At 60.0% G+C, this 26,219-nt stretch carries 18 protein-coding genes; 11 read left to right on the top strand and 7 right to left on the bottom strand.

Annotated elements, in window-relative coordinates; genetic code table 11:
- Positions 1-236: 236 nt before the first annotated feature.
- The 4 genes from QZR14_RS05675 to QZR14_RS05660 form a co-directional block, all read right to left on the bottom strand.
- On the bottom strand, positions 237-3,083 hold the full coding sequence (locus QZR14_RS05675) for a valine--tRNA ligase (RefSeq protein ID WP_311996083.1): 2,847 nt from the start codon (positions 3,081-3,083) through the stop codon (positions 237-239).
- Between the two features lie 193 nt (positions 3,084-3,276).
- Positions 3,277-3,672 carry a DNA polymerase III subunit chi gene (locus QZR14_RS05670; RefSeq protein ID WP_311996082.1) on the bottom strand — a complete coding sequence of 132 codons (396 nt, stop codon included), beginning with the start codon at positions 3,670-3,672 and terminating at the stop codon, positions 3,277-3,279.
- An 8-nt stretch (positions 3,673-3,680) separates the two neighbouring features.
- Positions 3,681-4,109: a DNA polymerase III subunit chi gene (locus QZR14_RS05665; protein WP_311996081.1), complete on the bottom strand. Its 429-nt coding sequence runs from the start codon at positions 4,107-4,109 to the stop codon at positions 3,681-3,683.
- A gap of 57 nt (positions 4,110-4,166) precedes the next feature.
- Positions 4,167-5,657, bottom strand: a complete 1,491-nt coding sequence (locus tag QZR14_RS05660; RefSeq protein WP_250607394.1) for a leucyl aminopeptidase — start codon at positions 5,655-5,657, stop codon at positions 4,167-4,169.
- A gap of 308 nt (positions 5,658-5,965) precedes the next feature.
- On the opposite strand from QZR14_RS05660, the gene lptF reads away from it, so the two are divergent.
- The 8 genes from lptF to pdxJ all read left to right on the top strand — a co-directional run bounded on the left by lptF (position 5,966) and on the right by pdxJ (position 14,323).
- The gene (gene lptF / locus QZR14_RS05655) at positions 5,966-7,087 is read left to right on the top strand and encodes an LPS export ABC transporter permease LptF (RefSeq protein WP_250607396.1); all 1,122 of its coding nucleotides are present in this window, start codon (positions 5,966-5,968) and stop codon (positions 7,085-7,087) included.
- Entirely contained in the window at positions 7,080-8,141 is a 1,062-nt protein-coding gene (lptG, locus tag QZR14_RS05650; protein ID WP_311996080.1) for an LPS export ABC transporter permease LptG, read from the top strand. Before lptF ends, lptG begins: the two co-directional genes overlap by 8 nt.
- A 172-nt stretch (positions 8,142-8,313) precedes the next feature.
- The gene (gene lepA, locus QZR14_RS05645; protein WP_203420853.1) at positions 8,314-10,110 is read left to right on the top strand and encodes a translation elongation factor 4; all 1,797 of its coding nucleotides are present in this window, start codon (positions 8,314-8,316) and stop codon (positions 10,108-10,110) included.
- A 9-nt stretch (positions 10,111-10,119) separates the two neighbouring features.
- Positions 10,120-10,974: a signal peptidase I gene (gene lepB, locus QZR14_RS05640; RefSeq protein ID WP_250607398.1), complete on the top strand. Its 855-nt coding sequence runs from the start codon at positions 10,120-10,122 to the stop codon at positions 10,972-10,974.
- 169 nt (positions 10,975-11,143) lie between these two features.
- Positions 11,144-11,833, top strand: a complete 690-nt coding sequence (gene rnc, locus QZR14_RS05635) for a ribonuclease III (RefSeq protein WP_024011703.1) — start codon at positions 11,144-11,146, stop codon at positions 11,831-11,833.
- Positions 11,826-12,728, top strand: coding sequence for a GTPase Era (gene era / locus QZR14_RS05630; protein ID WP_007909024.1), 903 nt, complete (start codon positions 11,826-11,828; stop codon positions 12,726-12,728). The genes rnc and era overlap by 8 nt, the downstream gene beginning before the upstream one ends.
- Positions 12,729-12,845: 117 nt before the next feature.
- On the top strand, positions 12,846-13,535 hold the full coding sequence (recO, locus tag QZR14_RS05625; RefSeq protein WP_311996079.1) for a DNA repair protein RecO: 690 nt from the start codon (positions 12,846-12,848) through the stop codon (positions 13,533-13,535).
- Between the two features lie 41 nt (positions 13,536-13,576).
- A complete protein-coding gene (pdxJ, locus tag QZR14_RS05620) occupies positions 13,577-14,323 on the top strand; it encodes a pyridoxine 5'-phosphate synthase (protein ID WP_311996078.1) in 747 nt (248 codons plus the stop codon).
- Between the two features lie 82 nt (positions 14,324-14,405).
- Here the strand turns inward: pdxJ and mltF are convergent, their stop codons facing one another.
- The gene (gene mltF, locus QZR14_RS05615; protein WP_250607400.1) at positions 14,406-15,866 is read right to left on the bottom strand and encodes a membrane-bound lytic murein transglycosylase MltF; all 1,461 of its coding nucleotides are present in this window, start codon (positions 15,864-15,866) and stop codon (positions 14,406-14,408) included.
- 285 nt (positions 15,867-16,151) lie between these two features.
- Here mltF and purL point away from each other — a divergent pair, with 285 nt between their 5' ends.
- The 3 genes from purL to QZR14_RS05600 all read left to right on the top strand — a co-directional run bounded on the left by purL (position 16,152) and on the right by QZR14_RS05600 (position 21,714).
- On the top strand, positions 16,152-20,048 hold the full coding sequence (gene purL, locus QZR14_RS05610) for a phosphoribosylformylglycinamidine synthase (RefSeq protein ID WP_311996077.1): 3,897 nt from the start codon (positions 16,152-16,154) through the stop codon (positions 20,046-20,048).
- A gap of 5 nt (positions 20,049-20,053) precedes the next feature.
- Positions 20,054-20,365, top strand: coding sequence for a Nif3-like dinuclear metal center hexameric protein (locus QZR14_RS05605; RefSeq protein WP_095050948.1), 312 nt, complete (start codon positions 20,054-20,056; stop codon positions 20,363-20,365).
- Positions 20,366-21,354: 989 nt separating this feature from the next.
- A complete protein-coding gene (locus QZR14_RS05600) occupies positions 21,355-21,714 on the top strand; it encodes a DUF6124 family protein (protein WP_250607403.1) in 360 nt (119 codons plus the stop codon).
- A 180-nt stretch (positions 21,715-21,894) separates the two neighbouring features.
- On the opposite strand, the gene nagE is transcribed toward QZR14_RS05600, so the two are convergent.
- Together nagE and ptsP are read right to left on the bottom strand one after the other, a co-directional pair.
- Positions 21,895-23,610 (bottom strand): N-acetylglucosamine-specific PTS transporter subunit IIBC, encoded by a 1,716-nt coding sequence (gene nagE, locus QZR14_RS05595; protein WP_311996076.1) that lies wholly within the window; start codon positions 23,608-23,610, stop codon positions 21,895-21,897.
- A 35-nt stretch (positions 23,611-23,645) separates the two neighbouring features.
- Positions 23,646-26,159: a phosphoenolpyruvate--protein phosphotransferase gene (gene ptsP / locus QZR14_RS05590; RefSeq protein ID WP_311996075.1), complete on the bottom strand. Its 2,514-nt coding sequence runs from the start codon at positions 26,157-26,159 to the stop codon at positions 23,646-23,648.
- Positions 26,160-26,219: the final 60 nt, after the last annotated feature.

Here is a 26,219-nt window from a genome sequence, read left to right as displayed (position 1 = left end):
GGCAGCTGGGAGATTGGGCGGGAAATTCATGCAAAGTCCTTTTTCTGAAGTCGCTGAGTCTACATTTGTGTTCGATTGGGGTCTACGCGGCACTCAACTGCATGCGAAGCGAAGTGTTGCTAGCCCGTCGCTGTAACGAAGGCTCCGGAATTTGACAGTGCAACAAGTTGATTCCATGTCTATAAAAATGAAAAAAGGGAGGCCATAGCGACCTCCCTTTTCAATGCGATTTGCAGTTACAGGCTGGCAATCCGCGCGTGCTGCTCGGCCAGTTTGCCCAGGGCTTGTTCAGCCTCGGCCAGTTTGGCGCGTTCCTTCTCGATGACTTCGGCCGGGGCCTTGTCAACGAATCCGGCGTTGGACAGCTTGCCGCCAACGCGCTGGACTTCGCCCTGCAGACGCAGGATTTCCTTGTCCAGACGTGCCAGTTCGGCACCCTTGTCAATCAGACCGGCCATCGGCACCAGCACTTCCATCTCGCCCACCAGAGCGGTGGCGGACAACGGCGCTTCTTCGTCTGCCTGCAGAACAGTGATCGATTCCAGACGCGCCAGTTTTTTCAGCAGCGCTTCGTTCTCGGTCAGACGGCGCTGGTCTTCAGCGCTGACGTTCTTCAGGTAGATCGGCAGTGGCTTGCCCGGGCCGATGTTCATTTCGCCACGGATGTTGCGCGTGCCGAGCATCAGTTCCTTGAGCCATTCGATGTCGTCTTCGGCTGCCGGATCGATGCGCTCTTCGTTGGCCACTGGCCACGCTTGCAGCATGATCGTCTTGCCCTGAATGCCGGCCAGCGGCGCGATGCGCTGCCAGATTTCTTCAGTGATGAACGGCATGAACGGATGCGCCAGGCGCAGCGCCACTTCCAGTACGCGAACCAGCGTACGGCGAGTGCCGCGCTGACGTTCAACTGGCGCGTTCTCGTCCCACAGCACAGGCTTGGACAGTTCCAGGTACCAGTCGCAGTACTGGTTCCAGATGAACTCGTACAGCGCTTGCGCGGCGAGGTCGAAACGGAACTGATCCAGCTGACGGGTCACTTCGGCTTCGGTGCGTTGCAGCTGCGAGATGATCCAGCGATCCGCCAGCGACAGCTCGTAGGCTTCGCCGTTCTGGCCGCAGTCTTCGCCCTTGTCCAGAACATAACGCGCGGCGTTCCAGATCTTGTTGCAGAAGTTGCGATAGCCTTCGACGCGGCCCATGTCGAACTTGATGTCGCGACCGGTCGAGGCCAGCGAGCAGAAGGTGAAGCGCAGGGCGTCGGTGCCGTAGCTGGCGATGCCGTCGGCAAACTCGTCGCGGGTCTGCTTCTCGATCTTCTTCGCCAGTTTCGGCTGCATCAGGCCGGAGGTGCGCTTCTGCACCAGCTCTTCCAGCTCAATGCCGTCGATGATGTCCAGCGGGTCAAGGACATTGCCCTTGGACTTGGACATCTTCTGGCCCTGGCCATCGCGCACCAGACCGTGCACGTAAACGGTCTTGAACGGAACCTGCGGCGTGCCGTCCTCGTTCTTGATCAGGTGCATGGTCAGCATGATCATCCGGGCAACCCAGAAGAAAATGATGTCGAAGCCCGTCACCAGCACGTCGGTGGAGTGGAATTTCTTCAGGAATTCGGTCTGTTCAGGCCAGCCCAGGGTGGAGAAGGTCCACAGGCCGGAACTGAACCAGGTGTCGAGTACGTCGTTGTCCTGTTGCAGCGCAACGTCCGGACCGAGGTTGTGCTTGGCGCGCACTTCGGCTTCGTCGCGACCGACGTAGACTTTGCCCGACTCGTCGTACCAGGCTGGAATCCGGTGGCCCCACCACAGCTGACGGCTGATGCACCAGTCCTGGATGTCGCGCATCCACGAGAAGTACATGTTTTCGTACTGCTTGGGCACGAACTGGATGCGACCGTCTTCAACGGCAGCAATTGCAGGCTCGGCCAACGGTTTGGTCGACACGTACCACTGATCGGTCAGCCATGGTTCGATGATGGTGCCGGAGCGGTCGCCTTTCGGCACTTTCAGGCCGTGGTCGTTGACGCTGACCAACAGGCCGGCGGCATCGAATGCAGCGACGATTTGCTTGCGCGCTTCGAAACGCTCGAGACCGGCGTATTCAGCCGGAATCGCGCCATCGATGCTGTCGTTCAGTGTGCCGTCGAGGTTGAACACCTGGGCCGCTGGCAGCACGTTGGCGTTCTTGTCGAAGATGTTCAGCAGCGGCAGGTTGTGGCGCTTGCCGACTTCGTAGTCGTTGAAATCGTGGGCCGGGGTGATTTTCACGCAGCCGGTGCCGAATTCAGGATCGCAGTAATCGTCGGCAATGATCGGGATGCGGCGGCCAACCAGTGGCAGCTCGACAAACTTGCCGATCAGGGCTTTGTAGCGCTCGTCGTTCGGGTTAACCGCGACGGCGGAGTCGCCGAGCATGGTTTCCGGACGGGTGGTCGCGACGATCAGGAAATCGTTGCCTTCAGCGGTTTTTACGCCGTCGGCCAGCGGATACTTGAGGTTCCACAGGAAACCTTTCTCGTCGTGGTTTTCCACTTCGAGGTCGGAAATCGCCGTGTGCAGTTTGGTGTCCCAGTTGACCAGGCGCTTGCCGCGGTAGATCAGACCGTCTTCGTGCAGGCGCACGAACGCTTCTTTGACCGCTTCCGAGAGACCGTCGTCCATGGTGAAGCGCTCGCGGCTCCAGTCGACGGACGAACCGAGGCGGCGGATCTGACGGCTGATGTTGCCGCCGGACTGATCCTTCCATTCCCAGACTTTCTCGAGGAATTTCTCGCGGCCCAGGTCATGACGGTTCTGGCCGGTGGCTTCCAGTTGACGCTCCACCAGCATCTGCGTAGCGATACCGGCGTGGTCGGTGCCCGGTTGCCACAGGGTGTTGCGACCCTGCATGCGGCGGAAACGGATCAGGGCGTCCATGATCGCGTTGTTGAAACCGTGACCCATGTGCAGGCTGCCGGTGACGTTCGGCGGCGGGATCATGATGGTGTAGGAGTCGCCCGCGCCTTGCGGGGCGAAGTAGTTCTCGGACTCCCAGGTGTTGTACCAGGAAGTTTCAATGGCGTGCGGCTGGTAGGTCTTATCCATGCGCGGCGGGACCCTATTGGCATTAATTCAGGAAAAGCCGACGAGTATAGCGGGGCATGGGGCCGAGGGCGAGCGGGGCGGACTGGGTGGAGATCTAAATGTAGGAGCTGCCGAAGGCTGCGATCCCTTGACTTTGGTTTTTAAAAACAAGATCAAAAGATCGCAGCTTGCGGCAGCTCCTACACGGGGCGCGTTATTCGTACTGGCTGAGGAGCCGCTCCATGCGTGCATCGAGCCGACGTTTGATTTCGGTTTCGATGTGCGGCGCGAAGTCGTCGATCACATCTTGCATGATCAATTGCGCGGCGGCGCGCAGTTCGCTGTCCAGATGGAGCAGGGCGTCCGGGCCTTTATTCACAGATGCCGCAGGTTGTGCTGCAGGTGTCGGGGCTGGCGCGGGAGGCGGTTCGACGGCAAGTGGCTCGTTGCCGACCGCTTCAAACAACATCGGAATCTGTTCCTGTTCACCTTCGTCGACCGTGTCGGTCAACAGCGGTGGTTGCAGGTTATCATCGCCGAGCAACTGGCGGATCGATTCAAGATCATCCAGCAGGTGGGCGGACTTTTGTTGCGGTTTCGGAGTGTCCATTGGAATGCTCAGAGTCGCTGTAAACGGTGATCTTGCAGAGGATAGCCCTGTTCGCGGTAGAAACGGAAACTCTCCCGCGCGGCCGCCCGAATCGTCGGATCTTCAACCACCACTTCCGCCACCCGGGCGAATTTGTGGGCGAAGGCCGGGACTTTCAGGTCGAGGTTGACCAGCAAATCCTGGTGCTGACCGCAGTCATCACCCAATCCCAGCACAATCAAACCGTCCGGTTCGCTGTCAGCCGGGCCATGCGGCACAAAGCTTTCGCCCTTGAATGCCCACAGGCGCGCATCGAGATCGTCGCGCTGAGCCGCGTCGCTGCAATGCAGGTAGATGCGGTGGCCCATGCGCCAGGCTTTCTCGGTGAGCTTGCAGGCAAAGTCCAGGCGCGCCGAAGGGTCGGCGCTGGGCAGGATATAGAAGTCGACTTTGGTCATTGCGGTTCCAGAGCAGCAAGCGGCGTCACCCGAAAGTGACGCCGCTTGTCAGCGGGTTCAGGCTTTGGCGCGATCCAGCAGGTACTGGGTCAGCAGAGGCACCGGACGGCCAGTGGCGCCCTTGTCCTTGCCGCCGCTGGTCCATGCGGTGCCGGCGATGTCCAGGTGCGCCCAGTTGAGGTTCTTGGTGAAGCGCGACAGGAAGCACGCAGCGGTGATGGTGCCGGCTTTTGGCCCGCCAATGTTGGCGATGTCGGCGAACGGGCTGTCCAGTTGCTCCTGGTACTCGTCGAACAGCGGCAGTTGCCAAGCACGGTCGTCAGCGGCTTTGCCGGCACTGAGCAATTGCTCGATCAGCTCGTCGTTGTTGCCCAGCAGGCCCGAGGTGTGCGCACCCAGTGCGACGACGCAAGCGCCGGTCAGGGTGGCGATGTCGATCACCGCTTGCGGCTTGAAGCGCTCGGAGTAGGTCAGCGCGTCGCACAGCACCAGACGGCCTTCGGCGTCGGTGTTGAGGATTTCCACGGTCTGGCCGCTCATGGTGGTGACGATGTCGCCCGGACGCGAAGCATTGCCGCTCGGCATGTTTTCCGCGCAAGCGAGGATGCACACCAGGTTGATCGGCAGTTTTAGTTCAAGCACGGCACGCAGGGTACCGAACACGGAGGCAGCACCGCCCATGTCGTACTTCATTTCGTCCATGCCGGCGCCTGGTTTCAGGCTGATGCCGCCGGTGTCGAAGGTGATGCCTTTACCGACCAGTGCGTACGGCTTCTCGGATTTCTTGCCGCCGTTGTATTGCATGACGATCAGGCGTGGCGGCTGCTCGCTGCCTTGGCCAACGGCGTAGAACGAGCCCATGCCCAGGGATTTGATCTTCTTCTCGTCGAGGACTTCGACTTTCAGGTCCTTGAACTCTTTGCCCAAATTTTTCGCTTGTTCGCCAAGGAAGGTCGGGTGGCAGATGTTCGGCGGCAGGTTGCCCAAGTCGCGGGTGAACGCCATGCCGTTGGCGATTGCAGTCGCGTGATTCACCGCGCGCTGCACTTCGGCTTGCGCAGCCTTGATGGTCAGCAGGGTGATTTTCTTCAGCGCGCGCGGTTCGGCTTTCTGGCTCTTGAACTGGTCGAAGGTGTATTCGCCGTCCACCAGGGTTTCCGCCAGCAGACGGGTTTTGCCGTAGCTGTCGCGGTTTTTGACAATGATTTCATCCAGCGCCAGCACGGCGTCGCTGCCGCCCAGGCCCTTCAGGGTGTTGAGGATGCCGGCAACGATTTTGCGGAACGGGCGGTCGCCCAGTTCTTCATCCTTGCCCACGCCGATCAGCAGCACGCGTTCGGCTTTGAGGTTCGGCAGGCTGTGCAACAGCAGGCTCTGGCCGACCTTGCCGGCCAGATCGCCACGCTTGAGCACGGCGCTGATTGCACCACCGCTCAGTTCGTCGACTTGTTTGGCGGCGACGCCGAGTTTGCGGCCTTCGCCGACAGCAACCACCAGGGTGGCGGTTTTCAACGTTTCTGGGCTAACGCTTTTTACAACCAGTTCCATGTCCGGATCCCTGAATGAATGGTCAACACGCAGGCGTTCGACGCTGTCCGCGGTCGCCTGCTTATAGATAGAAGAGGCGCAGGCCAAAGCCTGCGACAAGGGCCGCAGTTTGAACCTCGCTCCCCGCGCCTGACAACCCTCGGTTGTACGATCTGCAAAGGATTACAGACATGGATGAGTGTGCGCAGTGACAGGCGCCCTCAATCACAGGATAATGCCGCATCTTTTTTCGACGGCTCTGCGTTGCGGGCCGGTCGATGTGTTTGCTTGTTTGGCCGCCTTAGCCTGACAACCCTGGAGTGTCTGGTTTGATCGTCTTCCGTTACCTGTCCCGCGAAGTCCTGTTGACCCTCAGCGCCGTGAGTGCCGTGCTGCTGGTCATCATCATGAGCGGTCGCTTCATCAAATACCTCGCTCAGGCCGCTGCCGGCCAGCTCGATCCGGGCTCACTGTTCCTGATCATGGGCTATCGCCTGCCGGGTTTCCTGCAACTGATTCTGCCCCTGGGCCTGTTCCTCGGGATCCTGCTGGCCTACGGTCGCCTGTATCTCGAAAGCGAGATGACCGTGTTGTCGGCCACCGGCATGAGCCAGCAGAAGCTGTTTCGCATGACCCTGTTCCCGGCGACCCTGGTTGCACTGGTGGTAGCATGGCTGAGCCTGGGTCTGGCCCCGCAGGGTGCCAATCAATTCCAGTTGCTGCTGAACAAACAGGATGCCCTGACCGAGTTCGATACCCTCGAGCCGGGTCGCTTCCAGGCCCTGCGTGACGGCACTCGGGTCACCTACACCGAGACCCTGAGCGACGATCGCGTCAACCTCGGTAGCGTATTCATTTCGCAGAAAAACCTCGGTGCCGATCAGAAGGATCGCGGGATTTCCGTGCTGGTGGCCGAAAGCGGTCGCCAGGAAGTGCGTCCCGATGGCAATCGCTACCTGATTCTCGACAACGGCTATCGCTACGACGGCAGCCCGGGTCAGGCCGATTACCGCGCCATTCACTACGAAACCTACGGTGTGCTGTTGCCCAAGCCGGACGTGAGCGAAGAAGTCACCGACCGTGACGCCATGCCGACCTCGTCCCTGCTGGGCAGCGATGACATCCGCTCAAAAACTGAACTGCAATGGCGTATGTCCCTGCCGCTGCTGGTGTTTATCGTGACCCTGATGGCGGTGCCGCTGTCGCGCGTCAATCCGCGCCAGGGGCGTTTCCTCAAGCTGCTGCCGGCGATTCTTCTTTATATGGCTTATCTGACCATTCTGATTGCCGCCCGCGGCGCCCTGGAAAAAGGCAAGATTCCGCCGGCCCTCGGCCTGTGGTGGGTGCACGCGATCTTCCTGTTCATCGGTCTCGGCCTGCTCTACTGGGAGCCGCTGCGTCTGAAGATGGCCAGCCGTCGCGCGGCAGCGCTGGAGGTGGCCCGTGGTTAAACTTGACCGCTACATCGGCAGCAGCGTGTTTATGGCGATCATCGCCGTACTGGCAATCATTCTCGGTCTGGCGACTTTGTTCGCCTTCATCGATGAGATGGGCGACGTCAGTGACACCTACACCCTCGTTGATGTGCTGAGTTTCGTGTTGCTGACCGCGCCACGCCGTCTCTACGAGATGCTGCCGATGGCCGCATTGATCGGCTGCCTGATCGGCCTCGGCAGTTTGGCCAGCAGTAGCGAACTGACGGTCATGCGCGCCGCTGGCGTGTCCATCGGCCGGATCGTCTGGGCTGTGATGAAGCCGATGCTGGTGCTGATGCTGGCCGGTGTGCTGATCGGCGAGTACGTTGCTCCGGCAACTGAAAGCATGGCGCAGGCCAATCGCTCGCTGGCGCAAGGCAGCGGCGACGCACAAAGCGCCAAGCACGGTATGTGGCACCGTCAGGGTGACGAGTTCATCCACATCAACGCCGTGCAACCCAACGGCCTGTTGTATGGCGTGACTCGCTATCACTTCGACAAGGAGCGCCATCTGCTGAGCTCAAGCTTCGCCAAGAAGGCCGAGTTCGACGGCAACAAGTGGCAGCTCACCGACGTTGCCACCACGCTGTTCCATGAGCGCAGTACTGAAGTCGTCAACACCCCGAACGAGCAATGGGACGTGGCGTTGAGCCCGCAACTGCTCAGCACCGTGGTCATGGCTCCGGAGTCGCTGTCGATCAGTGGCCTGTGGGGTTACATCCACTATCTGTCCGAGCAAGGCCTGAGCAACGGCCGCTACTGGCTGGCATTTTGGGTCAAGGTGTTGCAACCGCTGGTCACCGCCGCGCTGGTGCTGATGGCCATCTCGTTCATCTTCGGCCCGCTGCGTTCGGTGACCCTGGGTCAGCGGGTATTTACCGGCGTGCTGGTGGGCTTCACCTTCCGTATCGTCCAGGATTTGCTCGGCCCGTCGAGCCTGGTGTTCGGCTTCTCACCGTTGTTTGCGGTGCTGGTGCCGGCCGGGGTCTGTGCGTTGGCGGGTGTCTGGCTGCTTAGACGAGCCGGTTGATGAACAAGCTTTCATCTACTGTTTAACCTTGAAAACGCCTCGGTCGACAGATCGGGGCGTTTTTGCATGCAATCCGGGTGACAGGCGAACGTGACGCTTGCGCCGTGTATCAGGTACAATTCCCGGCTATTTTTCGGCGGGCCATGCCTGCAGCCTTTTTGAGTGTTGATCCGTGAGTGATTTGAGTCATATCCGCAATTTCTCCATCATCGCCCACATTGACCATGGCAAGTCGACGCTGGCCGATCGCTTCATCCAGATGTGCGGCGGCCTGGCCGAGCGTGAAATGGAAGCCCAGGTCCTGGATTCCATGGAGCTGGAACGTGAACGCGGGATCACCATCAAGGCCCACAGCGTTACCCTCTATTACACCGCCAAAGACGGCATCAAGTACCAGCTGAACTTCATCGACACCCCGGGCCACGTCGACTTCACCTACGAAGTCAGCCGTTCCCTGGCCGCGTGTGAAGGTGCCTTGCTGGTGGTCGATGCCGGTCAGGGCGTTGAAGCCCAGTCCGTGGCCAACTGCTACACCGCGATCGAGCAGGGCCTCGAAGTCATGCCGGTGCTGAACAAGATCGACCTGCCACAGGCCGATCCTGATCGCGTAAAAGACGAAATCGAGAAAATCATCGGCATCGATGCCACCGATGCCGTCACCTGCAGCGCCAAAACCGGCCTGGGTGTCGACGAAGTGCTCGAACGTCTGGTTCACACCATTCCTGCGCCGACCGGCAACATCGAAGATCCGCTGCAAGCGTTGATCATTGACTCCTGGTTCGACAACTACCTGGGCGTTGTTTCCCTGGTGCGTGTACGTCACGGCCGCGTGAAGAAGGGCGACAAGATCCTCGTCAAGTCCACCGGCAAGATCCATTTGGTCGACAGCGTGGGCGTGTTCAACCCGAAACACACCGCCACCACTGATTTGAAAGCCGGCGAAGTGGGCTTCATCATCGCCAGCATCAAGGACATTCACGGTGCGCCGGTTGGTGACACCCTGACCCTGGCCTCGACTCCGGACGTTGAAGTGCTGCCCGGCTTCAAACGCATCCAGCCACAGGTTTACGCCGGTCTGTTCCCGGTCAGTTCCGACGACTTCGAGGATTTCCGCGAAGCGCTGCAGAAGCTGACCCTCAACGACTCGTCGCTGCAATACACCCCGGAAAGCTCCGACGCACTGGGCTTCGGCTTCCGTTGCGGCTTCCTCGGCATGTTGCACATGGAAATCATCCAGGAGCGCCTCGAACGCGAGTACGACCTGGACCTGATCACCACCGCGCCAACGGTAATTTTCGAGCTGGTGCTGAAAACCGGTGAAACGATTTACGTCGACAACCCATCCAAGCTTCCGGATGTGTCGTCGATCGAAGACATGCGCGAGCCGATCGTGCGGGCCAACATTCTGGTGCCGCAGGAACACTTGGGCAACGTCATCACCCTGTGCATCGAGAAGCGTGGCGTTCAAGTCGACATGCTGTTCCTCGGCAATCAGGTGCAAGTCACTTACGACCTGCCGATGAACGAAGTGGTCCTGGACTTCTTCGACCGTCTCAAATCCACCAGCCGCGGCTATGCTTCGCTGGATTACCATTTCGATCGTTACCAATCGGCTAATCTGGTGAAACTGGACGTGCTGATCAACGGCGACAAGGTCGATGCCCTCGCATTGATCGTGCACCGTGACAACTCGCACTACAAAGGTCGCCAGTTGACCGAGAAGATGAAAGAACTGATTCCTCGTCAGATGTTCGACGTGGCGATCCAGGCCGCCATCGGTGGTCAGATCGTTGCCCGGACAACCGTCAAGGCACTCAGAAAGAACGTATTGGCCAAATGCTACGGCGGTGACGTCAGTCGTAAGAAGAAACTGCTTGAGAAGCAAAAGGCCGGTAAGAAACGCATGAAGCAGGTCGGCAACGTGGAAATTCCACAAGAAGCCTTCCTTGCCGTGCTCAGGTTGGAATAGTCAGGTCCTATGTCACTAAATTTCCCGCTGTTGCTGGTCATCGCCGTGTTCGTCTGCGGCCTGTTGGCGTTGCTTGATCTGTTGATCCTGGCGCCGCGTCGTCGAGCGGCCATTGCCTCTTATCAAGGCAGTGTCAGCCAGCCCGATGTCGTGGTGGTCGAGAAGCTGAACAAAGAGCCGCTGCTGGTTGAATACGGCAAGTCGTTCTTCCCGGTGTTGTTCATCGTGCTGGTGCTGCGCTCGTTCCTCGTGGAGCCGTTCCAGATTCCTTCGGGCTCGATGAAGCCAACCCTGGACGTCGGCGACTTCATTCTGGTGAACAAGTTTTCTTACGGGATCCGCCTGCCGGTGATCGACAAGAAAATCATCGAAGTCGGTGATCCGCAGCGCGGCGATGTGATGGTGTTCCGCTATCCAAGTGATCCGAACGTCAACTACATCAAGCGTGTAGTCGGCCTGCCGGGCGATACGGTGCGTTACACCGCTGACAAGCGCCTGTTTGTGAATGGTGAATCGATTGCCGAGCAGATGGCTGGCGCTGAGCCGGGCACGCTGGGCAGCGCTGAACTGTACAAAGAGAAACTGGGCGCCGCCGAGCATCTGATCCGCAAGGAAATGAGCCGCTACCGCGCCACGCCGGACCGCTCGTGGACAGTGCCCGCCGGGCACTACTTCATGATGGGCGACAACCGCGACAACTCGAATGACAGTCGCTACTGGGATGACCCGAACATTCCCAAGGATCTGCTGGGCATGGTTCCCGACCAGAATATCGTCGGCAAGGCCTTCGCGGTCTGGATGAGCTGGCCGGAGCCGAAACTCAGTCACCTGCCGAATTTCTCGCGGGTTGGCCTGATCAAGTAATCACACACGGCGCTGTTGACCACAGCGCCGAATGCATTTCTGGAGCCGGCACAATCGGCTTCGCAATCGCCAGGATTTAATTTTTGAACACAGCGTTAATTGTCCCAGGCCTGCGCCGCATCCCGGCGATGGCAGTGGAATCCAGCCACGAACTCAGCGTGGGTAAACCGTGAGCGTTTCTCTAAGCCGTCTCGAGCGCCAGCTCGGTTACACCTTCAAGGATCAGGAGCTGATGCTGCTGGCCCTTACGCACCGCAGTTTTGCCGGGCGCAACAACGAACGCCTGGAATTCCTCGGTGATGCCATCCTCAATTTCGTCGCCGGCGAGGCGCTGTTCGATCGCTTCCCGCTGGCCCGCGAAGGCCAGTTGTCGCGTTTGCGCGCACGTTTGGTAAAAGGTGAGACGCTGGCCGTACTGGCTCGCGGCTTTGACCTTGGCGATTACCTGCGACTGGGTTCCGGTGAGTTGAAAAGTGGCGGGTTCCGTCGCGAATCGATTCTGGCCGATGCCCTCGAAGCGTTGATCGGTGCGATCTATCTCGACGCCGGCATGGACGTCGCTCGTGAGCGCGTACTGGCCTGGCTGGCCGGTGAGTTCGAAGGCCTTACGCTGGTCGACACCAACAAGGATCCGAAGACCCGCCTGCAGGAACACCTGCAATCGCGCGGTTGCGAACTGCCACGCTACGAAGTGGTGGATATCCAGGGTGAGCCGCACTGCCGAACCTTCTTCGTCGAGTGCGAAGTTGTCTTACTGAATGAAAAAAGCCGAGGTCAGGGTGTGAGCCGTCGTATTGCCGAACAGGTAGCGGCCGCTGCAGCACTGATTGCCCTGGGCGTGGAGAATGGCAATGACTGATACAAACGCAACGCGCTGTGGCTATGTTGCCATCGTCGGCCGTCCCAACGTCGGTAAGTCGACGCTGCTGAACCACATCCTTGGCCAGAAGCTCGCCATTACCTCGCGCAAGCCGCAGACCACTCGCCACAACATGCTCGGGATCAAAACCGAAGGTGACGTGCAGGCGATCTACGTCGACACCCCCGGTATGCACAAGGGTGGCGAAAAGGCCCTGAACCGTTACATGAACAAAACCGCTTCGGCGGCGTTGAAAGACGTCGACGTGGTGATCTTCGTGGTCGATCGCACCAAGTGGACCGACGAAGACCAGATGGTTCTCGAGCGCGTTCAGTACGTCACCGGCCCATTGATCGTCGCGCTGAACAAGACCGATCGCATCGAAGACAAAGCCGAGCTGATGCCGCACCTGAGCTGGTTGCAGGAACAACTGCCAAACGCGCAGATCATCCCGATCTCCGCGCAGCACGGGCACAACCTCGACGCGCTGGAAAAGGTCATTGCCGATCACCTGCCGGAAAACGATCACTTCTTCCCGGAAGACCAGATCACCGACCGCAGCAGCCGTTTCCTTGCCGCCGAACTGGTGCGCGAGAAAATCATGCGCCAGATGGGCGCCGAGCTGCCGTACCAGATCACCGTCGAAATCGAAGAGTTCAAGCAGCAGGGCAAGACCCTGCACATTCATGCCTTGATCCTCGTTGAGCGCGACGGCCAGAAGAAGATCATCATTGGCGATAAGGGTGAGCGCATCAAACGCATCGGCACCGAGGCGCGCAAGGACATGGAGCTGCTGTTCGACTCCAAGATCATGCTCAACCTGTGGGTCAAGGTGAAGGGCGGCTGGTCCGATGACGAGCGTGCGCTGCGTTCGCTGGGTTACGGCGACCTGTAGGCGATTCGAAGATCAAAAGATCGCAGCCTTCGGCAGCTCCTACAATGTCTTGTTTACACCTGTAGGAGCTGCCGAAGGCTGCGATCTTTTTTTGCAATCCCGACCGGGAAAAACGTCATGTCGCAAAACCCGCCACCTGCCCAACCCGCCTACGTCCTGCATTCTCGCGCCTACCGCGAAACCAGCGCGTTGGTGGACTTCCTCACGCCGCAAGGTCGGCTACGGGCGGTATTGCGCAGTGCGCGGGGCAAGGCCGGAACATTGGCGCGGCCGTTCGTGTCGCTGGAAGTCGAATTTCGTGGCAAGGGTGAGCTGAAGAACGTCGGGCGCATGGAAAGCTCGGGGACTTCGGCGTGGCTCAATGGTGAGGCGCTGTTCAGCGGTCTCTATCTCAATGAGTTGCTGATCCGTTTGCTGCCCGCTGAAGATCCGCATCCGGGAGTATTCGATCACTACGCCGCGACCTTGCTGGCGCTGGCCGAGGGTCGACCGCTGGAGCCATTGCTGCGCTCCTTCGAATGGCGACTGCTGGATGATCTCGGTTACGGTTTTTCGTTGAACACCGATATCCACGGTGAGCCCGTCGTGGCAGATGGTCTCTATCGTCTGCAAGTGGATGCGGGTCTTGAGCGGGTCTTCCTGTTGCAACCCGGCCTGTTCAACGGCGTCGAATTGCTGGCCATGGCCGAAGCCGACTGGAGCGCCCCCGGTGCTTTGTCCGCCGCCAAGCGTCTGATGCGTCAGGCTCTGGCCGTTCACTTGGGTGGTCGCCCCCTCGTCAGCCGCGAGCTATTTCGTAAGCCCTGATATGCTGTGCGCCGAATCTCTCAATTCAGGAGCGCGTATCCGTGACCACCAGCAATCGCATTCTTCTTGGCGTGAATATCGACCACGTCGCCACCTTGCGTCAGGCCCGTGGCACGCGCTACCCGGATCCGGTCAAAGCGGCGCTGGATGCGGAAGAGGCGGGCGCTGATGGCATCACTGTGCACCTGCGTGAAGACCGCCGGCACATTCAGGAGCGCGACGTACTGCTGCTCAAGGATGTGCTGCAAACCCGCATGAACTTTGAAATGGGCGTCACCGAAGAAATGATGGCGTTTGCCGAACGGATCCGCCCGGCACACATTTGCCTGGTCCCGGAAACCCGTCAGGAGCTGACCACCGAAGGCGGTCTTGATGTGGCGGGGCAGGAGGCGCGCATCAAGGCAGCGGTTGAGCGTCTGTCGAAGATCGGCAGCGAAGTGTCGCTGTTCATTGATGCCGATGAACGTCAGATCGCTGCGTCGAAGCGCGTCGGTGCGCCGGCCATCGAGCTGCATACCGGGCGTTATGCCGATGCAGAAACCCCGACTGAAGTGGCTGAAGAATTGAAGCGTGTGGCGGACGGCGTGGCGTTTGGTCTGGCCCAAGGCCTGATCGTTAACGCGGGTCACGGCTTGCACTATCACAACGTTGAAGCCGTCGCGGCGATCAAGGGCATCAATGAGCTGAACATTGGCCACGCGCTGGTGGCGCATGCGTTGTTCGTCGGGTTCAAGTCTGCTGTGTCCGAGATGAAAGCGCTGATCCTGGCCGCTGCTCTCAAGGGCTAAGATCAAAAGATCGCAGCCTTCGGCAGCTCCTGCATGGATCGCATTCCCCTGTAGGAGCTGCCGAAGGCTGCGATCTTCTGCTTTAAAGGGGGGCGGGTTCTTGTGCCGGTTTTGACTTGTCGATACCAGGCACATGCAAATTGCCCTCAGCCACTTGATCGCCCTCAAGCTGCGGCTGGGTCACCCAGGTCAAAATGTCGTAGTAGCGACGGATGTTCGCCACAAAATGCACCGGCTCGCCGCCTCGGGCGTAGCCATAGCGGGTTTTGCTGTACCACTGTTTCTGCGACAGACGCGGCAAAATCTTCTTCACGTCCAGCCATTTGTCCGGATTCAACCCTTCCTTGGCCGTCAGTTTGCGCGCGTCATCCAGATGACCGCTGCCCACGTTATAGGCTGCCAAAGCAAACCAGGTGCGGTCCGGCTCCTTGATCGAATCGTCGAGCTGGTCCTTCATGTAAGCCAGGTACTTGGCGCCGCCCATGATGCTTTGCTTCGGATCGAGTCGGTTGGACACGCCCATCGCCTGCGCGGTGTTCTGGGTCAGCATCATCAGCCCGCGCACGCCGGTCTTCGAGGTGACCGCTGGTTGCCACAGCGATTCCTGATAACCAATGGCCGCCAACAGGCGCCAGTCGACTTTCTCTTTCTTCGCGTAATTCTTGAAGTGCTGTTCGTATTTCGGCAGGCGCTGCTGCAAGTGCTGGGCGAAGGTGGTGGCGCCCATGTAGCCGAGGACGTCGACGTGCCCGTAATAACGATCCTTCAAGCGTTGCAGGGTGCCGTTCTTCTGCACCTTGTCCAGATACGCGTTGATCTCGTTGAGCAGGCTGTTGTCTTCGCCAGGGCCGACCGCCCAGCTCTGGCTGCGCGCATCGCCGAGGTCAAAAGCCACGCGGATGTTGGTGAAGTACACCTGGTTCATCGCCACTTCGTTGGAGTCGACCAGGGTCAGGTCGATCTGGCCTTCATCGACCATGCGCAGCAGGTCAACCACTTCAACCGCGTCGGACTCTTCGTATTCGATGCCGGGAAATTTCTTTTTCAGCTCCGCCAGTTGCTCGGCGTGGGTACTGCCTTTAAGCACCATGATCTTCTTGCCGACCAGATCACCGGGATCGGTCGGCCGCGACTGGCCGTTGCGATAGATGATCTGCGGGGTGACTTCGAGGTAGGAATGCGAGAAACGCACCTGCTTTTTGCGTTGTTCACTGCTGACTAGACCGGCGGCAGCCAGCACCGGGCCATTCGGTTTGCCAATCTGGTCGAACAGGTCGTCGAGGTTGTCGGCGGTCTCGATCTTCAGCTCGACACCCAAATCGTCGGCGAAACGCTTCACCAGCTCGTATTCGAAGCCGGTTTCACCGCTGCGATCCTGAAAGTAGGTGGCGGGGCTGTTACGGGTAATCACCCGCAGCACACCATCCTCCTTTACGCGCTCGAGTGTGTTGGGTTTATCAACACAGCCACCGAGCATCAGGAAGAGTCCGGTTGCGATCAGCCATTTGGCGTACCGCGGACGCAAAGCCGTTGGGAAAAACATCTGCGCAGTATACGCAAACGGCCGCAGGCGCCATATCTCGACAGTGAGGGGGTTGTCTGCTAGCGATCACAAAACTGCACGAAACCCCGCAGGAACAGGGCCTGACGGCATTTTGTTACAGTAAAAATAAGCCTGCATCAGACAGCCGTTAAATCTGACTTCAAAGGCAGAAACACAGATTGATATCCGAGTGCAACCGTGCGTAGCGTTTCGGGTGATGTTGAGGGCGGTTTAGGCTAGAATGCACGGCCTCAAAGCACACCCCTTCCCGAGGCTGTCCCGAAGATGTTGATCCTGCGCGGCGCTCCTGCCCTTTCTGCCTTTCGCCACAGCAAACTCCTTGAGCAACTGAGCCAGAAGGTTCCAGCTGTCAGTGGCCTGTATGCTGAATTCGCTCACTTCGCCGAAGTCACCGGCGTCCTGACCGGCGACGAACAGCAGGTGCTTGCGCGCCTTCTGAAGTACGGCCCAAGCGTTCCGGTACAAGAGCCGACCGGCCGTCTGTTTCTGGTGTTGCCGCGTTTCGGCACCATCTCGCCATGGTCGAGCAAGGCCAGCGACATCGCCCGCAACTGCGGCCTGAGCAAGATCCAGCGCCTGGAGCGCGGTATCGCGTTCTACGTGGCCGGTCAGTTCAGCGACACCGAAGCCCAGCAGATTGCCGACGTGCTGCATGACCGCATGACCCAGATCGTCCTGGGCAATCTGGAACAGGCTGCCGGTCTGTTCAGCCACGCCGAGCCGAAGCCGCTGACCGCGATCGACATCCTCGGTGGTGGTCGCGCCGCGCTGGAAAAGGCCAACACCGAGCTGGGCCTGGCCCTGGCCGAAGACGAAATCGACTACCTGGTCAACGCCTTCAACGGCCTCAAGCGCAACCCGCACGACATCGAACTGATGATGTTCGCCCAGGCCAACTCCGAGCACTGCCGTCACAAGATCTTCAACGCCAGTTGGGATATTGACGGCGAGAGCCAGGAAAAAAGCCTGTTCGGCATGATCAAGAACACTTATCAGATGCACAGCGAAGGCGTGTTGTCCGCTTATAAGGACAACGCTTCGGTGATCGTCGGCAACGTCGCCGGCCGCTTCTTCCCGGATCCGGAAACCCGCCAGTACGGCGCGGTGCAGGAGCCGGTGCACATCCTGATGAAGGTTGAAACCCACAACCACCCGACCGCGATTGCCCCGTTCCCGGGCGCATCGACCGGTTCCGGTGGCGAGATCCGTGACGAAGGTGCAACCGGCCGTGGTGCCAAGCCAAAGGCCGGCCTGACCGGTTTCACCGTGTCGAACCTGCAGATTCCGGGCTTCGAACAGCCGTGGGAAGTGCCGTACGGCAAGCCTGAGCGCATCGTCACCGCGCTGGACATCATGATCGAAGGCCCGCTGGGCGGCGCTGCGTTCAACAACGAATTCGGTCGTCCGGCCCTGACCGGCTACTTCCGTACCTTCGAACAGTCGATCACCACCCCGCACGGTGACGAAGTTCGCGGTTACCACAAGCCGATCATGCTCGCTGGCGGCATGGGCAACATCCGCGAAGAACACGTCAAGAAAGGCGAAATCGTCGTTGGCTCCAAGCTGATCGTGCTCGGCGGCCCGGCGATGCTCATCGGTCTGGGCGGCGGCGCGGCTTCCTCGATGGCCACCGGCACCAGCTCGGCGGATCTCGACTTCGCTTCCGTTCAGCGTGAAAACCCTGAAATGGAGCGTCGTTGCCAGGAAGTCATCGACCGTTGCTGGCAACTGGGTGACAAGAACCCGATCAGCTTCATCCACGACGTGGGCGCGGGCGGTCTGTCCAACGCCTTCCCGGAACTGGTCAACGACGGCGACCGCGGTGGCCGTTTCGAACTGCGCAACATTCCAAACGACGAGCCGGGCATGGCCCCGCACGAAATCTGGTCCAACGAATCCCAGGAACGTTACGTTCTGGCGGTCGGCCCGGCTGACTTCGAGCGTTTCCAGGCGATCTGTGAGCGTGAGCGCTGCCCGTTTGCCGTTGTTGGTGAAGCCACTGCCGAGCCGCAACTGACCGTGACCGACAGCCACTTCGGTAATAACCCGGTGGACATGCCGCTGGAAGTGTTGCTGGGCAAAGCCCCGCGCATGCACCGTTCGGTGGTTCGCGAAGCCGAGCTGGGCGATGACTTCGATCCGTCGAACCTCGACATCACCGAGTCCATCGAACGCGTTCTGCATCACCCGGCCGTGGCGAGCAAGAGCTTCCTGATCACCATCGGCGACCGCACCATCACCGGTCTCGTGGCCCGTGACCAAATGGTTGGCCCATGGCAGGTTCCGGTGGCCGACGTTGCCGTCACCGCCACCAGTTTCGACGTTTACACCGGTGAAGCGATGGCGATGGGCGAGCGGACTCCGCTGGCACTGCTCGACGCTCCGGCGTCGGGCCGCATGGCCATCGGCGAAACCCTGACCAACATTGCCGCATCGCGCATCAACAAGATCTCCGACATCAAACTGTCGGCGAACTGGATGTCCGCTGCCGGCCACCCGGGCGAAGACGCGCGTCTGTACGACACCGTGAAAGCGGTCGGTATGGAACTGTGCCCTGAGCTGGGCATCACCATTCCGGTGGGCAAGGACTCGATGTCCATGGCCACCCGCTGGAACGATAACGGCGAAGAAAAAACCGTGACCTCGCCGATGTCGCTGATCGTGACCGGTTTCGCGCCAGTGGCTGACATCCGTCAGACCCTGACCCCGGAACTGCGCATGGACAAGGGCACCACCGACCTGATCCTGATCGACCTCGGTCGCGGCCAGAACCGTATGGGCGCCTCGATCCTTGCACAGGTTCACGGCAAGCTTGGCAAACACGCGCCGGACGTCGATGACGCCGAAGACTTGAAAGCCTTCTTCGCGGTGATCCAGGGCCTCAACGCCGACGGTCACCTGCTGGCTTACCACGACCGTTCCGACGGTGGTCTGCTGACCTCCGTGGTGGAAATGGCCTTCGCCGGCCACTGCGGCCTGAGCCTGAACCTCGACAGCGTTGCCGAGTCCTCGGCAGAAATCGCTGCGATCCTGTTCAACGAAGAACTGGGTGCCGTCATCCAGGTTCGTCAGGACGCTACGCCAGACATCCTCGCGCAATTCAGCGCGGCCGGTCTGGGCGACTGCGTGTCGGTGATCGGTCAGCCGATCAACAATGGCCAGATCAACATCACCTTCAACGGTGACACCGTGTTCGAAGGCCAGCGCCGTCTGCTGCAACGTCAGTGGGCCGAGACCAGCTACCAGATCCAGCGTCTGCGCGACAACGCCGACTGCGCCGAGCAAGAGTTCGACGTGCTGCTGGAAGAAGACAACCCGGGCCTGAGCGTCAAACTCAGCTACGACGTCAACCATGACATCGCCGCGCCTTACATCAAGAAAGGCATCCGCCCACAGGTAGCCGTGCTGCGTGAGCAGGGCGTCAACGGTCAGGTGGAAATGGCGGCTGCGTTCGACCGCGCCGGTTTCAACGCGATCGACGTGCACATGAGCGATATTCTGGCCGGCCGTGTCGACCTGAACGAGTTCAAAGGGCTGGTGGCGTGCGGTGGTTTCTCCTACGGCGACGTGCTCGGCGCCGGTGAAGGCTGGGCCAAGTCGGCACTGTTCAACAGCCGCGCCCGCGACGCGTTCCAGGGCTTCTTCGAGCGTAACGACAGCTTCACCCTCGGCGTGTGCAACGGTTGCCAGATGATGTCCAACCTGCACGAGCTGATTCCGGGCAGCGAATTCTGGCCGCACTTCGTGCGTAACCGTTCCGAGCAGTTCGAAGCGCGCGTGGCGATGGTGCAGATCCAGGAATCGAACTCGATCTTCCTGCAGGGCATGGCCGGTTCGCGTATGCCGATCGCCATCGCTCACGGTGAAGGTCATGCCGAGTTCTCCAGCGAGGAAGCCCTGCTGGAAGCCGATCTGTCCGGTTGCGTGGCGATGCGTTTCGTCGACAACCACGGCAAGGTCACCGAGAAGTATCCGGCCAACCCGAACGGTTCGCCGCGCGGGATTACCGGTCTCACCAGCCGTGATGGCCGTGTGACGATCATGATGCCGCACCCGGAGCGTGTGTTCCGCGCGGTGCAGAACTCGTGGCGTTCGGAAGACTGGAACGAAGACGCACCTTGGATGCGCATGTTCCGTAACGCGCGCGTCTGGGTGAACTAAGGCCTGTGTACAAGCTGGCGTTTTTTGTTCCTGACAGTCATGTCGAGGTGGTCAAAGGGGCTGTGTTCGCTGCGGGTGGTGGGCGGATCGGTGACTATGACCACTGTGCGTGGCAGGTGCTTGGGTCTGGCCAGTTTCGACCGTTGGACGGCAGTCAGCCGTTCATTGGCGAGGCGGGGCAGGTTGAGCGGGTTGAGGAGTGGAAGGTTGAGCTTGTGGTGGCGGATGAGTTGATCGTGGCTGTTGTGGCTGCGCTGAAGCTCAGTCATCCGTACGAGACGCCGGCTTATGAGGTGTGGCGGCTGGAAGATTTCTGATCTTTCTTGCTGCTTAAACAGGAAACCCGCAGATGAGTGATTGTCTGCGGGTTTTTTGTTGCCTGCGATTTGGAGGGCGACTTCATTCCACTGTGGGAGCTGGCTTGCCAGCGATGGCGCCCTTATAGGCGACCATGCTCTGTTTGATTGAGTGAATATCCGTTTCTTCGGGTGCTGCCGCTGACGGTTTCGCTTTTACAGCGAGTCACTTTGGCAAACGCCCCAAAGTAACCAAAGGTCTGTGCCCCAACGTTCGGCCCGCTCGCTAAAGCTCGGGGTTCCTTCGCTCCGGGACTCATCCGGGCGCATCGCCTACGGTTTGCTTCGCTGCACCTCCTCTCGATGCATTTGGCTGCGCCAAACGGTCGCTGCGCTCCCACCCCCGGATAAATCCCTCCACTCAGCCTGCCGACGGGGCCGGTGGATCAAGATCAAGAGCTGCAGCCGAGCTAACGCTCATCCTGTTGAGTGGGGCGGCTTTGCCGCTTGGGTTGGACTCACATTCACGCTCTGGGGGGGGCGCCTGACAGTCGACCAATCTCCGAGGGTGTATTCGTTCCCCTGTAGGAGCTGCCGAAGGCTGCGATCTTTTGATTTTGATGTTGAAACGTCAAAGTCAAAAGATCGCAGCCTTCGGCAGCTCCTACAGGGGGATGTTTTGTGTTTAAGAGTGTGTGGAATTACCAGAACCTTCCCACAAGGTTTTCAGGTTGTCCGTCGGACGTCGGGTCTCTAGTCTTTGGTTGTCACCGCAAATCGGTGATCGGGTGTGAGAACCCGGTAAGAGGTTTTAATCAAACGTCAGTAGCACCATAATCGCCGCCAGCTCATTTGCTGCCGGTGATGCTCTATGGCGGCTGTGTGCGGGCGGACTTCGGTTCGGCCGGGTTGATCTCTTACCGGTTTCTCACTCCGCACATAGCTGCCACCTCTTCGTCGCGTGAGAAACGACCAGTGATGGCTTCAATCATTGATTAGAGATCATTGCAATGACTAAGCCCGTACCAGATCCACCTGAAACCAAAACCCCACTCGAAGAAGCCCTCCGCGCCGAAGACCAGGCCCGAAACCGCGAAGCCATCAAGCGCGCCCTCGACTTCTACCTGTGCCCCGAGCCTGCAAAGCCCCGCCGACCAAGCACCATGTTTATGGTCTGCCCCCAGGTCGACACCGAAAGCCTGCTCGCCCACGCTTGCGAATCGTTAGCCTCGGCAAGTATCGCCGCCAGCAACTTCGCCAATGAGCTAAGCGGTTCGCAGCGCAGTACGGCGTTAGGTATCCAGCAAATCGTCATGTTCGCCGAACTGGCGGTAAACCGGGCGCTGGACCGCGTCGATCCACAATCCTGACGACCGCGTTATCGTTGATCGCCAGCAGGCTGGCTCCCACAGTTTGAAAAACATTCCCCTGTGGGAGCTGGCTTGCCAGCGATGAGGCCGATCCAGACAACCCATGTCTGGCAGAACGCACACAGTCCACACTGTGGGAGCTAGCCTGCTAGCGATGAGGCCAGTCCAAACACCAGACTTCTAAACCTTGGCACTGACCTCACTGCGATTGACCAGCGCCTCAAGTGCGCCCCTCAAACTCGCAGCCTTGTCACCCACCAGCAAATGCCAAACGCCACCGTCCAACTGGCTGACACCCTGGCAGCCCAATTCCTTCAACTGCGCCTCGGACAGTGCTTTGCCATCCGCCAGCAGCAAGCGAATTCGCGTCATCGCGATGCAATCCAGTTGCAGCACATTGCCGCCGCCACCCAGTGCATTCAGCCATTTCTGTGCCTCGGCGCCCGCGACCATCACTGCTTTTTTCTCTTCGACAACGGCTACAGATTCGGCAATAACAGCACGCCCCAACGCCGGCATCGCCAGGCGAATTTCATCAGCAATGCTGTCGGCCAGCGGCCCGACCACTACCTGCAAACTCCCACCTTTACCCGGACGCACCACCGCCATCGCACCCAGCGCTTTCAGTTCGGCATCCGAGGCCTTGTTACGATCAACCATCTCCAGTCGCAATCGCGTGGTGCAAGCGCCAACAGTCAGCAGGTTTTCAGCGCCGCCCAATGCTTTGATGTAGGCACTGGCGCGCTCGTTTTCAGTCAGTACGGCTTTCTCACTGACAGCGACATCTTCTCGGCCGGGTGTCTTCAGGTTGAATCGACGGATGCAGAAATCAAACACGGCGTAATAGACGACTGCGTAAGCCAGGCCGACAGGAAACACCATCCAACCGTTAGTGGATTTGCCCCAGCCGAGAATCATGTCGATGAAGCCGCCAGAGAACGTAAAGCCCAAATGGATATTCAGCGCATTGGTGATCGCCATCGCCAGCCCGGTCAGCAGCGCGTGCAGCAGAAACAGCAGCGGTGCCAGAAACATGAAGGCGAACTCAATCGGCTCGGTCACCCCGGTCAGGAATGAAGTCAGCGCCATCGACAGGAAGATCCCGCCCATGACTTTGCGGCGTTCCGGCAAAGCATTGCGATACATCGCCAGACACGCCGCCGGCAGGCCGAAGATCATCATCGGGAACATGCCGGTCATGAACTGGCCGCCCTTCGGATCGCCAGCGAAGTAGCGCGACAGGTCACCCGTGACCAAGGCTCCGGTAGTCGGATCGGTGAAGTTGCCGAACACAAACCACGCCATGTTGTTGAGGATGTGGTGCAGGCCGGTGACGATCAGCAGGCGGTTGAACACGCCAAACACGAACGCGCCGATACTGCCGCTTTCCATCATCAGCGCGCCGAAGGCATTGATGCCATGCTGGATCGGCGGCCAGATATAGCCGAACACCACGCCCAGACCAACCGCCGCGAACCCGGTGACAATCGGCACAAACCGTCGGCCACCAAAGAACGCCAGGTACTCCGGCAGCTTGATGTCCTTGAAGCGGTTGTACAGCGCGCCGGCCATCAGGCCGCTGACGATACCAGCGAGCATGCCCATGTTGATGGTCGAATCGAGCACCTTCAGCGTGGAAATCATCACCAGATAACCGATCACCCCGGCCAGACCGGCGGTGCCGTTATTGTCCTTGGCGAAACCGACGGCGATGCCGATGGCGAAGATCATCGCCAGGTTGGCGAAGATCACTTGCCCGGCATCGTGGATGATCGCGATGTTCAAAAGGTCGGTGTCACCCAGACGCAGCAGCAGACCGGCAATCGGCAGGATCGCGATCGGCAGCATCAGCGCGCGGCCGAGGCGTTGCAGGCCTTCGATGAAGAGTTGGTACATGGTGGTTCTCCCGGCTCTTTATAGAGAGCTTGTTGTTAGGGCAGCGGCCAATGCTGGTGGCAGGCGTGACGCACGGCGGCGGCGCTGCTCAGCTTGAGCAGGTCGCGACTCAGGCGCTGACATTCGGCTTCGTGCAGTTGACGCACGCGGTCCTTGATTTCACCGATCTGCACCGGGCTGACCGACAGTTCGCTCACGCCGAGGCCGATCAAAACGGGTGTGGCCAGCGGATCAGAGGCGAGGGCGCCGCAGACGCCGACCCAACGTTTGTGCACTGCCGCGCCTTCGCAGGTCATGGCGATCAGACGCAGCAGCGCCGGGTGCAAGGCGTCGACGCGGGCAGCCAGACCCGCATGATCGCGATCCATGGCCAAGGTGTATTGCGACAGATCGTTGGTGCCGATGGAGAGGAAGTCCGCGTGTTCGGCCAGTTGTTCGGCCTGCAATGCGGCGGCGGGGACTTCAATCATCACGCCGATTTCCGGGCGTTGGGTGATGTTCAGTTCCAGGCACAACGCATCGACGCGCTCACGAATGTGCAGCAGCTCGTCGACTTCGGTGACCATCGGCAACAGGATCCGGCAGCGGCGCAGAGGGCTGACTTGCAGCAAAGCACGCAGTTGCTGGTCGAGAATTTCCGGGCGCGCCTGAGCCAGACGAATGCCGCGCAGACCGAGCACCGGATTGGCTTCGGCGGGCAGCGGCAGGTAGTCGAGTTGCTTGTCGCCGCCGACGTCAATGGTGCGGATGATCACCGAGTGCTCGCCCATCGCATCCAGCACGCCTTGATAGGCTGCACGCTGTTCTTCGACATCCGGCGCGGTCTGACGATCAACGAACAAAAACTCGGTGCGCAGCAGACCGACGCCATCGGCGCCATTGGCAAAGGCATCTGCCGCTTCACCGCTGGAGGCGACATTGGCGACGACTTCGATGGTCACGCCATTGCGGGTTTCTGCTGGCAAGTGAGCCTTGGCTTGTTGCGCATCGCGACGTTGCTGGCGGTTGAATTGCGCCTGCTGAACCTCAGCCAGACGTTCGGCATTCGGCGTCAGTTCGAGGCGACCAGTGTCGGCATCAAGCACCACCGCTTGGCCTTGTAGCTGATCAAGCAAGGCAGAACCCAACGCCACGATGCACGGCAGACCTTTGCCGCGGGCGAGAATCGCCACATGAGAAGTCGCGCCACCCTCGGCCATGCACAACCCGGCAACGCCTTGCGCGCAGAGTTGCAGCAGATCCGATGGAGTCAGTTCGTGAGCCGCGACGATGGCACCGGCCGGCACGTCGTAATGCCAGGCTTCGCCGAGCAGAGCGCGCAATACCCGTTGTTTGAGGTCGCGCAGATCGTTGGCGCGTTCGGCCAGCAATGCGCTGCCGGTGTGTTGCAGCACTTCGCACTGCACGTCGATCGATTGACTCCATGCATGCGTCGCTGCAGCACCTTGCTCAATGGATTTCTGTGCAGCATCAAGCAGCGCCGGGTCTTCGAGCAGTGCCAGATGCGCGGCGAAGATCGCTTCTTCGTCGGCATTCCTGTGTTTTTTCGCTTGGGCGAGGGTGCCGTCGATTTCGTTGCGCACCTGAGTCAGCGCTGCGTCGAGCACCTGCTGCTGTTGCAACGGATCATGATTGCCTGCATCCGCCGGCAAACTGATCGCGTTCAAGCGAAACAGCGGCCCACCGACCAGCCCAGGCGCAGCGCATACACCGTGCAACACGCCAGCCTCGGGCGGGCGCTTAAGAGTGGCAACACTGACCGGTGCAGCGGCGTGATGATCATCCGGCAGCGCCGTGGCCAACGCGCTGAGCAACGCTTGCAACGCTGCTTCGGCATCCGGCCCCTGACAACTGACCTGCACTTCGTCCTGTTCGCCAACCGCCAGGCCCATCAAACCGATCAGGCTGTTGCACGGCGCCGATTTACCGGCGAAGTGCAGTTGCGACTGGCTCTTGAAACCTTGCGCAGTTTGCCGAATCAGCGCGGCAGGGCGCGCATGCAAACCGCCGCGATGAGCTACCAGCACATGACCGTGAACCTCCGGCCCGCCGACGACTTCAGCGCTCGCTGCCGAACCGTTGCGCGCCACAATGTGCAGCAGCGGCTCGCCGACTTTCACCGCTTTGAGCGTGATCGGCCGCACCTGAAAATCCTGGCTGTTGGTCAGGATCAACAGGCTGACCAGGCTTTTGCATTGCTGGCCGACTTTGTCGAGGTCATAGCGCAGCAACGGCTGGCCCTTGCTGACGCGCGTGCCATCCTTGACCAGCATCGAAAAGCCTTCGCCGTTCAGTTCAACGGTGTCGAGGCCCAGATGCAGAAGGATTTCCGCACCGTTGTCGGCGCGCACCGTCAGCGCGTGGCCGGTGCGCGCGACGTGAATGATCACCCCGGCGCACGGCGAGTACAGCGTGTCGTTGATCGGGTCGATCGCAATGCCGTCGCCCATCGCGCCGCTGGCGAACACCGCGTCCGGGACTTTGGCGAGCGTGAGCACCGGGCCGCTGAGCGGGGCGCTGAGGGTCAGCTCTTTATTGTTGTTGTGCATGGCTCGGTCTCATCGGTTAAATCTCGGTTCGATGTCCCTGTAGGAGCTGCCGAAGGCTGC

The sequence above is a fragment of the Pseudomonas sp. rhizo66 genome, assembly GCF_031931925.1.
Lineage (GTDB): Bacteria > Pseudomonadota > Gammaproteobacteria > Pseudomonadales > Pseudomonadaceae > Aquipseudomonas.
This window is presented reverse-complemented; position numbering and strand designations above follow the sequence as displayed.